The following is a 14,756-nucleotide window of genomic DNA, read 5'->3' on the forward strand; positions in this document are numbered from 1 at the left end:
GAGTCACCCACACCCATCGTCCGGGAGTTGCGTTCATGCCTGCCACGAGTGCCGACGAAGACAAGCTCCGCGATTACCTCAAGCGCGTCACCGCCGACCTGCGCCAGACCCGGCAGCGGCTGACCGCGTCCGAGGAGCGCCGGCGGGAGCCGATCGCGATCGTCGGCATGGGCTGCCGGTACCCCGGCGGCGTCGGCTCGCCCGAGCAGCTCTGGCAGCTGCTGGCGGACGGCGCGGAGGGCATCTCGGCGCTGCCCGGCGACCGGGGCTGGGATCTCGACGGGCTGTACGACCCGGATCCGCTGGCCGGTGGCAAGAGTTACCTGCGCGGCGGCGGCTTCCTGGACGACGCCGCCAGGTTCGACGCCGGGCTGTTCCGCATCTCGCCGCGCGAGGCACTGGCGATGGACCCGCAGCAGCGGCTGCTGCTGGAGACGTCGTGGGAGACGCTGGAGCGCGCCGGGGTGGCCCCCACCGCGCTGCACGGCGGGAACGTCGGCGTGTTCGTCGGCGCGGCCCCCCAGGAGTACGCGCCGCGGCACGGCGACCCGGCCGCCGAGGACCTCGAGGGATACCTCGCGGTCGGCAACACCACAAGCGTGCTGTCCGGCCGGATCGCGTACACCTTCGGGCTGCGCGGCCCGGCCGTGACCGTGGACACGGCCTGCTCGTCGTCGCTTGTCGCGTTGCACCTCGCGGTCCGGGCGCTGCGGCACGGCGAGTGCGAGATGGCGCTGGCCGGCGGTGTCACGGTGATGGCCGCACCGAACTGGATCGTCAGCCTGAGCCGCCAGCAGGGACTGTCCGCCGACGGCCGATGCCGGGCCTTCGGCGACGCCGCGGACGGTTTCGGACCGGCTGAGGGCGTCGGCATGCTGCTGCTGCAACGGCTCTCCGAGGCGCGCCGGCAGGGCAACCAGGTCCTGGCCGTGATCCGCGGCTCGGCGGTCAACCAGGACGGCGCGTCGAACGGCCTGACCGCGCCGAACGACGAGGCCCAGGAGGACGTCATCCGCCGCGCGCTGGCCGACGCGGGACTCACCCCGGCGCAGGTCGACGCGGTGGAGGCGCACGGCACCGGCACCCGGCTCGGCGACCCGATCGAGGCGCAGGCGCTGCTGGCCACGTACGGGCAGGGCCGCGAGCCGGGCCGCCCGCTGTGGCTCGGGTCGGTCAAGTCGAACATCGGGCACACCCAGGCGGCCGCCGGTGTGGCCGGTGTGATCAAGATGGTCATGGCGATGCGGCACGGCACGCTCCCGCGCACGCTGCACGCCGACCCTCCGTCCTCCCATGTGGACTGGGAGTCCGGCGGCGTGTCGCTGCTGACCGAGGCGCGGTCGTGGCCGGAGACCGGCGAGCCCCGGCGATCCGGGGTCTCGTCGTTCGGCATCAGCGGCACCAACGCCCACATCGTCCTGGAGCAGGCCGACGAGCCCGCCGACGCGGAGGCCCCTTCCACCCCGGCCCGCACGCCACTGCCGTTCGTGCTCAGCGCCGACAGCCCGGAGGCGCTGCTCGCGGTGGCCCGGCGGCTGCGCGATTCGACGGCGGACGCCGACCCGGCCACGGTGGCCCGGTCCCTGCTCCGTACCCGGGCCCTGCTGGGTCACCGCGCGGTCGTGGTGGCGTCGACCGGCGAGGACCTGGTCGCCGGCCTGGGCTCGATCGTGCCCGGCGACGGGGTGGCCGAGTCGGCCGCGCGTCCGGTGTTCGTGTTCCCCGGCCAGGGCGCGCAGTGGGCCGGCATGGGTCTGGAGCTGGCGTCCTCCTTCCCGGTGTTCGCGGAGTCGCTGGCCGGGTGTGCCGAGGCTCTGCGACCCGTGGTGGGCTGGGATCTGCACACCGAGCTGGCCGGGGACCTGTCGCGGGTGGAGGTGGTGCAGCCGGCGTCCTGGGCGGTCATGGTGTCCCTGGCCCGGCTGTGGGAGTCCTTCGGGGTGACCCCCGCCGCGGTCGTCGGCCACTCGCAGGGTGAGATCGCCGCCGCCGTGGTCGCCGGCGCACTGTCGCTCGCCGACGGCGCCCGGATCGTCGGCCTGCGCAGCCAGGTGATCGCGGCGCGGCTCGCCGGCCGGGGCGCGATGGCCGCGATCGGCCTGCCGGTGGACGAGGTGCGGGCCGCGCTGACCGGCGGTGTCGCGGTCGCCGCCGTCAACGGCCCCACCTCGGTGGTGATCTCCGGCGACCCGGGCGAGATCGACGCCCTGGTGACGCGCTGGGAGGCCGCGCAGGTGTGGGTGCGCCGCGTCGCGGTGGACTATGCCTCGCACTCACCGCAGGTGGAGGTGCTCCGCGACGAGCTTCTGGACGCGCTGCGGACGATCACTCCGCGCGCGTCGGCGGTGCCCTTCTACTCGACGGTGACCGGGGGTGTGCTCGACACCGAGACGATGGATGCGGCGTACTGGTACCGGAATCTGCGGCAGACCGTGGAGTTCGCGTCCACGGTCGAGGTGTTGCGGGCGGGCGGGTTCGACACGCTCATCGAGTGCAGCTCGCACCCGGTGCTGACCACCGGCATCGGCTCCCTGCGCCGCGACGACGGTGGCGCCCACCGGTTCCTGACCAGCCTGGGGGACGCCTTCGTCGCCGGGGTGCCTGTCGACTTCGCCCGGCTGATCGGCGACGGCCCGATCATCGACCTGCCCACCTACCCCTTCGGCGGGGAGCGCTACTGGCTGCGTCCCACCCCCGGCGGACCGGGCGGTGCCGGCCACCCGCTGCTCACCGCCGCCGTCCGCCTCGCCGGAGCCGACGGCGCGCTGCTCACCGGCCGGGTCTCGCTGGCCACCCACCCGTGGCTCGCCGACCACGCCGTCGACGGGCGCGTGCTGTTTCCCGGCGCCGCCTTCGTGGAACTGGCCACCCGGGCCGGCGACGAGATCGGCAGCCCGGTCGTCGAGGACCTCACCCTGCACACGCCCCTCGAGATCCCCGCCCGCGCGGGTGTCGACGTGCAGATCGCGGTGGGCGCGGCCGAATCCGGCGGCCGGCGTGCCGTCACCGTGCACGGCCGCCGCGCCGCCGACGAGACAGCGGCCTGGATCTGCTACGCCAGTGGCACCCTCATCCCGTCCACCGTCGCGCCCGGGTTCGACCTGCGCGCCTGGCCGCCGGCCGGGGCCCAGCCCGTCCCGCTCGACGACTTCTACCCCGGCCTGCTCGACCGTGGCTACCGGTACGGCCCGGCCTTCCAGGGGCTCACCGCCGCCTGGACCGACGGCGACACCGTCTACGCCGAGGCCACGCTGCCCGACGGCAACCGGCCGGACGGCTTCGGCCTGCACCCCGCGCTGCTGGACGCCGCCCTGCACACCGTGCTGCTCCCGTCCGGCGACTCGGACGGGCTGCGGCTGCCGTTCGCCTGGAGTGGTGTCACCCTGCACGCCACCGGCGCCGAGACGGTACGCGTGCACGTCACCCCGACCGGCGACGGCACCGTCACGGTACGGCTGGCCGACGCGGACGGCGAGCCGGTGGCCACCGTGGAGTCGCTCGCGCTGCGCGCACCGGGCGCCGCCCCGCAGGCGTCCGCCGGCACACTCCTGCACACCGAATGGGTGCCGGTCCCCGCGCTCACCGGCGTCGACGCGCCCAGCGTCGCGGTCCTGCCGGCCGGCGCGACCGGGCCCGCCGACGAGGGGCCCGCCGCCGACGTGGTCCTCGCCGAGATGCCCGCCGACGCCGGCCCGCACCGGGCCGCCGCCCACGCGCTGACGCTCGCCCAGAACTGGCTCGCCGACGAGCGCCACGCGCGCAGCCGGTTGACGTTCGTCACCCGCCGCGGCGACCTCGGCCACGCCGCCGTGTGGGGGCTGATCCGGTCCGCGCAGACCGAACAGCCCGGCCGGTTCGCGCTGCTGGAACTCGACGCCGGACCCGCCGATCCGAGCCTGCCCGGTATCGGGGCCGCCCTCGCCTGCGCCGAACCGCAACTGTCCGTGCGCGACGGCGTACCGCACGCCCCGCGCCTGTCGCCGGTGCCACCGGGAAGCGGTGACCCGCTCGACGTGTCCGGCACCGTGCTCGTCACCGGGGGCACCGGCACCCTCGGCGCGCTCGTCGCCCGCCACCTCGTCGACGCGCACGGCATCCGGCGCCTGCTGCTGCTCAGCCGCACCGGCCCGGACGCGCCGGGTGCCGCCGGCCTCGTCGAAGACCTGTCCGCCCGGGGTGCGCACGTCGACATCGTGGCCTGCGACGTCGCCGACCGGGACGCGCTCGCCGCCGCGCTGCGCCTGGTCGACCCGGGGCATCCGCTCACCGCCGTCGTGCACACGGCCGGCGCGCTCGACGACGGCGTCCTGCCCGCCCTGACCACCGACCGGATCACCGGTGTGCTGCGCCCCAAGGCGGACGCGGCCGCGCACCTGCACGAGCTGACCGCCGACGCGCCACTTGCCGCGTTCGTGCTGTTCTCGTCGGCGGCCGGGACGCTCGGCACCGCCGGGCAGGCGAACTACGCCGCGGCGAACGCCTACCTCGACGCCCTCGCCGCCCACCGCCGCGACCAGGGGCTGCCCGCGGTATCGATCGCCTGGGGTTACTGGGCCGAGGCCAGTGGCCTGACCAGCCACCTCGCGGAGGGCGACCGGCGCCGGTTGGCGCGTACCGGCATCGCCCCGATGTCCACGGCGGACGGCCTGGCGCTGCTCGACGCGGCGCTGACCGCCGGACCGGCGGCGGTTCTCGCCGCCCGCCTCGACCTGGCGGCGATGCGCGAGGCGGGCGACGCCGTGTCTCCGCTGCTGGCCGACCTGGTGCCGGCCGCTCGCCGCCGCGCCGCCGGGGGCCGCCGCGCCGCCGCCGACTCCGAGTTCGGCCGCCGCTTCCACGCCCTCCCGGCCGACCAGCGTGACCTCGCCGCGCTCGACCTGGTGCGCCGGCACGCGAGCACCGTCATCGGCAACGACTCCGTCGGGGCGGTGCCGCCCGACCGGTCGTTCCGGGACCTGGGCTTCGACTCGCTCGCCGCGGTCGAGCTGCGCAACCGGCTCAACGCCGCCGCCGGGATCCGGCTGGCCGCCACCACCGTCTTCGACCACCCCACCCCGGCCCGGCTGGCCGCCCACCTGGTCAACGTGCTCGGCGAGGGTTCCGCCCCGCCGGCCGGCGCCCGCGCGGTCCCGGCGGCGGCCACCGACGAGCCGATCGCGATCGTCGGCATGGCCTGCCGGTTCCCCGGCGGGGTGGGCTCGCCGGACGACCTGTGGCAGGTCGTCGCGGACGGCGCCGACGTGGTCGGCGCGTTCCCGGCAAACCGTGGGTGGGACCTCGACGCGCTGTTCGCCGCGAACGGGGGCGTCAGCACCTCGTACGTCCGGGAGGGTGGCTTCCTGCACGACGCGGCCGACTTCGACGCCGGGTTCTTCGGCATCTCCCCACGGGAGGCGCTGGCCATGGACCCGCAGCAGCGGTTGCTGCTGGAGACGTCGTGGGAAGCCGTCGAGGGGGCCGGCCTCGACCCGGCGACGCTGCACGGCACCCGTACCGGCGTGTTCGCCGGCGTGATGTACCACGACTACGCGAGCCGGGTGACCCGGCTGCCCGCGGGCGTCGAGGGCTACCTGGCGACCGGCACCTCGGCCAGCGTCGCGTCCGGCCGGGTCGCGTACACCCTGGGCCTGGAGGGCCCGGCGGTCACGGTGGACACCGCGTGCTCGTCCTCGCTCGTCGCGCTGCACCTGGCCGTCCGGTCGCTGCGGCAGGGCGAATGCGACATGGCCCTGGCCGGCGGGGTCACGGTGATGTCCAGCCCGACCGTGTTCGCCGAGTTCAGCCGCCAACAGGGGCTCGCCACGGACGGGCGCTGCAAGCCGTTCGCCGACGCGGCGGACGGCACCGGCTGGGCCGAGGGTGTCGGTGTGCTGCTGGTGGAGCGGCTGTCCGACGCGCGGCGTAACGGGCATCGGGTGTTGGCGGTGGTGCGGGGTTCGGCGGTGAACCAGGATGGTGCGTCGAACGGGTTGACCGCGCCGAATGGTCCGTCGCAGCAGCGGGTGATCCGGGAGGCGTTGGCCGATGCGGGTCTGTCCGCTGCCGAGGTGGACGCGGTGGAGGCGCACGGCACGGGTACCACGCTTGGTGACCCGATCGAGGCGCAGGCGCTGCTGGCCACGTACGGGCAGGAGCGCACCGGAGACCGCCCGCTGTACCTCGGCTCGCTCAAGTCGAACATCGGTCACGCCCAGGCGGCGGCCGGCGTCGGTGGCGTGATCAAGATGGTCATGGCGATGCGGCACGGCCAGCTGCCGCGGACGCTGCACGTGGACGCGCCCTCGTCCCGGATCGACTGGGACGCCGGGGACGTCACCCTGCTCACCGAGGCACTGCCGTGGCCGGAGACCGGCGCGCCCCGCCGTGCTGCCGTCTCCGGCTTCGGCGCCAGCGGCACAAACGCCCACGTGGTGCTGGAGTTCCCGGGCCCCGAGGCCGCCCGTCCGGCGCCCGCCGGTCCGCCGGCGATCGGCGACGGCGTGCTGCCGTGGGTGCTGTCCGCCCGCGACCCACAGGCCCTGCGCGCCCAGGCCGCCCGGCTGCGGGCGCACGCCACCGAGCTCGACCCGGCCGCCGTCGGCGCGTCGCTCGTCCGTACCCGGGCCGCGCTGGAACACCGCGCGGTGGTGGTCGGCGCCACCCCGACCGAGCTGCTCGCCGGCCTGGCGGCGATCGAGGCCGGCACCCCGAGCGTGTCGGGGGTGGTGCACGCGGCCTCGCCGGGCCGTCCGGTGTTCGTGTTCCCCGGTCAGGGCGCGCAGTGGGCCGGGATGGGCGTGGAACTGGCCGGGGTGTTCCCGGTGTTCGCGGATGCGTTGGCGGAGTGTGCGGAGGCGTTGCGTCCGGTGGTGGGTTGGGATCTGCTCACCGAGTTGTCGGGTGATCTGTCGCGGGTGGAGGTGGTGCAGCCGGCGTCGTGGGCGGTGATGGTGTCCCTCGCCCGGTTGTGGGAGTCGTTCGGTGTCAGCCCGGCAGCGGTGATCGGCCACTCGCAGGGGGAGATCGCCGCGGCGGTGGTCGCGGGTGCGTTGTCGCTCGCCGATGGTGCCCGGGTGGTCGGCCTGCGCAGCCAGGTGATCGCTTCCCGGTTGGCCGGCAAGGGCGCGATGGCGGCGGTGGCGTTGCCACCCGAGCGAGTGCGGGCGGTGCTGCCGGAGGGTGTCGCGATCGCGGCCGTGAACGCGGCGGAATCCGTCGTGGTCTCCGGCGATCCGGCCGGGGTCGACGCGCTGGTCGCCGGTTGGGAACAGGCCGGGGTGCGGGTCTGGCCGGTCAAGGTGGACTACGCGTCGCACTCGCCGCACGTCGAGGTGCTGCGTGCCGAGCTGATCGACGCGCTCGCCGGGATCGAGCCGCAGCGGTCGCGGATCCCGTTGTACTCGACAGTCTCCGCGTCGGTGGTCGACACGTCGACCATGGACGGGGAGTACTGGTTCCAGAACCTGCGGCAGACCGTGGAGTTCGCGGGGACGGTCGAGGTGTTGCGGGCGGACGGGTTCGACACGTTCGTGGAGTGCAGCTCGCATCCGGTGCTGACCATCGGCATTCCGGAGGCGGTCGGATCGTTGCGGCGTGGTGACGGCGGAGCGCGGCGGTTCGTCACCAGTCTCGGCGAGGCGCACGCCTACGGCATCCCGGTCCGGTTCGACGCGTTGTTCGGCGGCGCACCGCAGGTGGAGTTGCCCACCTACGCCTTCCAGCGCAGCCGTTACTGGCTCCAGGCGGACGCGGCCGGCGCCGCGGTGACCGGCACCGACGAGGTGGAGGCGCGGTTCTGGGAGGCCGTCGACCGCGAGGATCTCGAATCGCTCGCCGATTCCCTACGCGCCGGGCGCGACGACCTCGAACGGGTGCTGCCGGCGCTGTCCGGGTGGCGTCGCCGCCGCCGTACGGACACCACGATCGACTCGTGGCGCTACCGCGTCGAGTGGCGGCCGGTCCCGGTCAGCGCGGTGCCGGTGCTGTCCGGCACCTGGCTGGTGCTGGTCCCCGGCAACCTCACCGACGACCTCGCCGACACGGTCACCGGCGCGATCGAGGCCCGTGGCGCGCGTACCGTCCGGCTCGTCGTCGAGGCGGCCGACACCGACCCCGACACCCTCGCCGGACGCCTGCGCGACGCCCTGACCGACGCGCCCCAGCCACACGGCGTGCTCTCCCTCTGGGCCCTCGACGAGCGCCCGCTGCCCGGCCACCCGGCCGTGCCCACCGGCCTGGCCGGTGCCCTCGCCCTCCTTCGGGCACTGCGCTCGATCGGCGCCGCCGCACCCGTCTGGGCCCTCACCCGGGGTGCGGCCGGAACCGGCGGCGACGACCATCCGACCAGCCCGGTACAGGCGCAGACCTGGGGGCTCGGACGGGTGGCCGCCCTGGAGGACACCGCACTCTGGGGCGGGCTCATCGATGTGCCCGCCACCGTGGACGGCCGCGTCACCCGGCGGATCTGCGGCATCCTCGCCGACGGCGGCGAGGACCAGGTCGCCGTCCGGGACACCGGCGTCCTCGCCCGCCGGATGGTGCGTGACCCGCTCTCCGGCGCGTCCGCCCCAGCTCGCTGGGACCCCGAGGGCACCGTCCTGATCACCGGCGGCCTCGGCGCGCTCGGCGCCCGCATCGCCCGCTGGCTCGCCCACGAGGGCGCCCGGCACCTGGTGCTCACCAGCCGCCGCGGCGGTGCCGCCCCCGGCGCCGACGACCTCCAACGCGAACTCACCGCGCTGGGTGTCCGGGTCACCGTCGCCGCCTGCGACGTCGCCGACCGCGAGTCCGTCGCCGCGCTGCTCGCCCGGCTCGACGCCGACGGCGACCCGGTCCGGACCGTCATGCACGCCGCCGTGCACGCCGAACTCGCCGCCGTCGCGGACGCCACCCCCGAGCACCTGGCCGCCGTGCTCGCCGCCAAGGCGACCGGCGCCGACCACCTCGACGCGCTGCTGCGGCACGACGGCGTCGACGCGTTCGTGCTCTTCTCGTCGATCGCGGCGCTCTGGGGCAGCGGCAACCACGCCGCGTACGCCGCCGCCAACGCCCACCTCGACGCCCTCGCCGAGCGCCGCCGGGCGGACGGCTTCCCGGCCACCTCGATCGCGTGGGGCATCTGGGACGCGTACAACGACTGGGACAGCCTCAGCGCCGCCGACCGCAAGACCATCACCGACCGGGCCCGGGCGCAGGGCCTGCCGCTGCTCGACCCGGACGCGGCCTGCGTCGCGCTGCGGCAGATCCTCGACCGCGACGAGACCAGCGTCGCCGTCGCCGACGTGGACTGGCCCACGTTCACCACGCTGTTCACCGCGTCGCGGCCCAGCCCGCTGCTGGCCGAGATCCCGGAGGCGCTGACCGAGGCCGAGCCACCGGAAGGCAACGACCGCGACACCTCCGCGCTGCTCGCCCGCCTGCGGGGCATGTCGCCGGCCGACCGCGACCGCGAGCTCACCGACCTGGTCCGCGCCCAGGCCGCGGCCGTGCTCGGTCACGGCGCCGACACCGACGTGCCGCCCGAGCGCGTCTTCCGCGACCTCGGGTTCGATTCGCTCACCTCCGTCGACCTGCGCAACCGTCTCGGCGCCGCGACCGGGCTGCGGCTGCCCGCCACCCTCACCTTCGACTACCCGACGCCGGCCGCGCTCGCCGCCCACCTGCACGAGCGCTGCTTCGGCGCCGACGGGGCCGATCAGGTCGCCGTGGCGCCGGTCACCGTGGACAGCGCAGAACCGATCGCCATCATCGGCATGGCCTGCCGGCTGCCCGGTGACGTCAGCTCCCCGGAGGAGCTGTGGCAGCTGCTCACCGAGGGTCGGGACGCGATCACCCCGTTCCCCCGCGACCGCGGCTGGGACGTGGACGGCCTCTTCGACCCCGACCCGGCCGCCACCGGCAAGACGTACTCCCGCGACGGCGGCTTCCTGGCCGACGCCGCCGGCTTCGACGCCGGATTCTTCGGTGTCGCGCCGCGCGAGGCCACCGCCATGGACCCGCAGCAGCGGCTTGTGCTGGAGGTGTCGTGGGAGGCGATGGAGCGGGCCGGCATCGCCCCGGCCACGCTGAAGGGCAGCGCCACCGGCACGTTCATCGGCTCGAACCCCTCCGACTACCGCTCCTCGGTCGGCCGTGTCCCGGACGGGTACGAGGGACACCTGCTCACCGGCGGGCACACCAGCGTCGTCTCCGGTCGGATCGCCTACACGTTCGGCCTCGAGGGCCCGGCGATCACCGTGGACACCGCCTGCTCGTCGTCGCTCGTCGCGCTGCACCTGGCCGCACAGGCGCTGCGGCACGGCGAGTGTTCGCTCGCCCTGGCCGGCGGGGTCGCCGTGATGTCCACCCCCCAGGGCATCATCGGGCTCAGCCGCCAGAGCGGGCTCTCCCGCGACGGCCGCTGCCGCACCTTCTCGTCCGACGCGGGCGGCATCGGCATGGCCGAGGGCGTCGGCGTGGTGATGCTCGAACGGCTCTCCGACGCCCGCCGCAACTCCCACCGGGTGCTCGCCGTCATCCGCGCCTCCGCCACCAACCAGGACGGCGCGTCCAACGGCCTCAGCGCCCCCAACGGGCTGTCGCAGCAGCGGGTGATCCGGCAGGCCCTGGCCAACGCCGGGCTCACCTCGGCGGACGTGGACGCGGTCGAGGCACACGGCACCGGCACCACGCTGGGCGACCCGATCGAGGCGCAGGCGCTGCTGGCCACGTACGGGCAGGATCGCGCCGCCGACCCGCTGTACCTCGGGTCGCTCAAGTCGAACATCGGCCACCCCCAGGCCGCGGCGGGCATCGCCGGAGTCATCAAGACCGTGCTCTGCCTCCAGCACGGGTGGCTGCCGCAGACGCTGCACGTCGACGAGCCGTCGCCGGAGGTGGACTGGGAGTCCGGCCGGATCGAGCTGCTGACCGCGCCCCGGCCGTGGCCGCGCACCGGCCGCCCCCGGCGCGCGGCGGTCTCCGCGTTCGGCATCAGTGGCACGAACGCGCACGTGGTGCTGGAAGCGGCGCCGATCGAGGAGCAGGCCGAGGAGTTGGACGCCGCGACGCCCGAGCCGCCGTTGGTGGCCTGGCCGGTGTCGGCCCGCTCACCGGAGGCGCTGCGCGGCCAGGTGGACCGTCTGCGCGAGGTCACCGGGCTGTCCGCCACCGACGTCGGGTTCTCGCTGGCGACGACCCGGCAGGAGTTCGCGTACCGCTCGGTCCTGGTCGGTCCCGATCGTGGTGAGGTCTCCGGCGCCGTGCCGACGGCCGGCCCGGACGGGGTGGGTTTCCTGTTCGCCGGTCAGGGTTCGGAGCGTCTCGGGATGGGCCGGTCGCTGGCGGCGACGTTCCCGGCCTTCCGGGCGGCCTGGGACGAGGCGTGCGCGGCGATGGACGCGGTGACGGGCCGGTCGACGGCCGAGGACGCGTGGGGCGACGACGCCGAAGCCCTGTCCCGCACGGACGTCGCGCAGCAGGCGTTGTTCGTCTTCGAGGTGGCGCTGTTCCGGCTGCTGGAGTCCTGGGGTGTGCGGCCTTCGGTGCTGGCCGGGCACGGTGTGGGCGAGGTCGCGGCGGCGCACGTGAGCGGGGTGCTCTCGCTTGCCGACGCCGCCCGGTTGGTCGCGTCCCAGGGCGCGGCGGCCGCGGAGCTGACCTTCCACCGTACGGCGCTTCCGGTTGTCCGCGCGGCGGCCGGCGAGTGGTCGGATCCGGCGTACTGGACCGGCCGTCAGTGGCTCACCGATGCGGCCCCGGCCCTGCCCGCGATGCGCGCCTACCTGGGGATCGCGGGCGGTGGCGGGACCACCGCCCCGCCGGATCTGGCGGTGATCGCGTTGTGCGCCGCGGACCGCGACGAGAGCGTGTCCACCCTGGAGGCGGTCGGCCAGGCGTGGACCCAGGGTGTGCCGGTGGACTGGGTCGCCGTGAACGGCGGCACCGGCCGGGTCGTGGACCTGCCGACCTATGCGTTCCAGCGCCAGCGGTACTGGCTGTCCGGGCTGCCCGGGTCGGCCGTCGGAACGGACGGCGCCGCGGCGCTCGGGCTGGACGCGGCGGGACATCCGCTGCTGGGTGCCGCGGTGACCATGGCCGACGGTGGCGGTGCGCTGCTGACCGGGCGGGTGAGCCGGTCCGAGCAGCCGTGGCTGGCCGACCACGAGGTCTCCGGCCGGGTGCTGGTGCCGGGTACGGCGATGGTGGAGATGGCGATCCGGGCCGGTGACCAGGTGGCCGCCGGGCGGATCGACGAGCTGATGTTGCAGACGCCGATGGTGCTGCCGGACGTGGGCGGGCTGCAGGTGCAGGTGACCGTCGACGGCGAGCGGAACGTCCGCATCCATTCGCGCGCCGACGCCGGTGACGAGCCGTGGACGCTGCACGCCACCGGCCGGATGACCACCGACACCGACGCCCCGGTCGCCGCGCCGGACCAGGCCTGGCCACCGGCCGGTGCCGAACCCGTCGACCTGGCCACCTTCTACCCGGCGCTGGCCGAGCGGGGATACGCGTACGGGCCCGCGTTCCGGGGTCTGACCGCGGCGTGGCGGCACGGCGACGAGCTCCTCGCCGAGGCGGTCCTGGCCGAGACCACCGACGCGGCCGGCTTCGGCGTGCACCCGGCCCTGCTCGACGTGGCCCTGCACCCCGCCCTGCTCGGCGACCCGGCGGACGGCCGGGTGCAGTTGCCCTTCGCGTACAGCGGTGTCTCGCTGCACGCGTCCGGCGCCACGACCGTTCGGGTACGCATGACCCGGCCCCAGCCGGACACCGTGACCCTGACCCTGACCGACCCGGCCGGCATGCCGGTGCTCACCGTGGACGCCCTCACCTCCCGGCCGCTGTCCGGTGACGCCGCGTCGGAGCCGCTCTACGAGCTCGGCTGGGAACGCGTGGCCGGCGTCGACCGGCCCGGCGGGGCCCGGCCCGGCGACGAGTGGGCGGTTCTCGACCCGGGTGGCCTCGGCCTCCTGCACGACCTCAGCTCGCTCCCGGGGGTCCAGGAGTACGCCCACATCGAGTCCCTGGCCCGGCAGGTGGCGACCGGCGGGGCGGTGCCGGCGACAGTCATCCGCACCGTGCCCGGGCACGGGCCGGACGACGCCGGGGCCGACGACGCCGTCCACCGGGTCACCCGGCAGTTGCTCGCCGACGTCCGGCAGTGGCTCGCCGAGCCCAGCTACGACGGCGCCACCCTCGTCGTCGTCACCCGCGGCGCGATCTCCACCGCCGGCGAGGACGTCACCGACCTGGCCGGTGCCGCCGCCTGGGGGCTCGTGCGCTCCGCGCAGACCGAGCACCCTGGCCGGTTCGCGCTGCTGGACACCGACGGGGACACCGCCTCCCGGGCCACCCTGGCCGCCGCGCTCACCGCCGGTCACCCGCAGGCCGTCCTGCGCGGCGGCGCGCTGTTCACCCCGGCGCTGCACCGGGTGACCCCGGCCGCCGAGCCGGCCGGCGTCGTGCCGTTCGACCCGGCGGGCACCGTCCTGGTCACCGGCGGCACCGGCACCCTCGGCCGGCTCCTCGCCCGCCACCTGGTCACCGCCCACGGCGTACGCCGCCTGCTGCTCCTGAGCCGCACCGGCGACCCGAGCGGCGACCTCGCCGCCGAACTCCGCGACGCCGGAGCCACGCACGCCGACGTGGTGGCCTGCGACGCCGGCGACCGCACGGCCCTCGCCGCGGTGCTGACCCGGTTCTCGCCGGACAACCCGTTGACCGGTGTGGTGCACGCCGCCGGTGTGGTCGACGACGGCGTCGTGGAGGCGCTCACCCCGGACCGGCTCGACCGGGTGCTGCACGCCAAGGCCGACGCGGCGATCCACCTGCACGAGCTGACCCGGCCACTGCGCCCGGCGACGTTCGCGCTGTTCTCGTCGCTGTCCGGGATTCTCGGCAACGCCGGGCAGGCCAACTACGCCGCGGCCAACACCCTGCTGGACGGGCTGGCGGCGCACCGGCGGGCCGCCGGGCTGCCCGCCGTCTCGCTGTCCTGGGGGCTGTGGGAACCGGCCAGCGGCATCACCGGCGCCCTGGGCGCGGCCGACCTCGCCCGCGGGGCCCGCTCCGGCATCCGGCCGCTGCCCGTGCCGAACGCGCTGGCGCTGTTCGACGCGGCGGTGCGCGGGGACCGGGCGCACGTCGTCCCGGTGCGGCTCGACCTGGCGGCGCTGCGCGAGCAGACCGTGCCGGCCGTGCTGCGCGGCCTGGTGCCGACGGCCACCCGCCGGGCCACGGCCGCCGCGGCCGGATCCGAGCCGGCCCTGCCCCGGCAGCTCGCCGCGATCCCGTTCGACCGCCGGCCGGACTGGATGGTCGGCACCGTCCGCACGTACGCGGCAGGTGTCCTCGGCCACGACGCCGCGCACCGGGTGGATCCGCAGATCGGTTTCATGGAGCAGGGCTTCGACTCGCTGATGGCTGTCGAACTGCGCAACCGCATCGCCGCCGACGCCGGGCTGCGGCTGCCCGCCACCCTGATCTTCGACTTCCCGACCCCCGACGCGCTCGCCCGGCACCTGCTCGCCGAGTTGGCGCCGGCGCCGGCCACGAACGGCGACGACGAGATCCGGCGGGCGCTCGCGGACATCCCGATCGGCCGCCTCCGCGACGCCGGGGTGCTGGACACCCTGCTGCACCTGGCCGGCCGGGCCGTCACCACCACGGAACCCGCGATCACGCTCGCCGCCCGCGACCGGGTCGACGACATCAGCATCGACGACATGGACCTCGACGCCCTCGTGCAGTTCGCCGACGACCTCGAGCGCTGAGCGCCCGGAAGGAAGAGCACC

Annotated in this window: 1 protein-coding gene; it reads left to right on the forward strand. The window is 75.6% G+C overall.

What is annotated here, in order from left to right:
* The first annotated feature begins 35 nt into the window (after window positions 1-35).
* Complete coding sequence (locus AB0B57_RS03955) at window positions 36-14,735, forward strand: type I polyketide synthase (protein ID WP_357064897.1); 14,700 nt, start codon at window positions 36-38, stop codon at window positions 14,733-14,735.
* The last annotated feature ends 21 nt before the right edge of the window (window positions 14,736-14,756 follow it).

The organism is Micromonospora sp. NPDC049101 (assembly GCF_040648675.1).
GTDB lineage: Bacteria > Actinomycetota > Actinomycetes > Mycobacteriales > Micromonosporaceae > Micromonospora.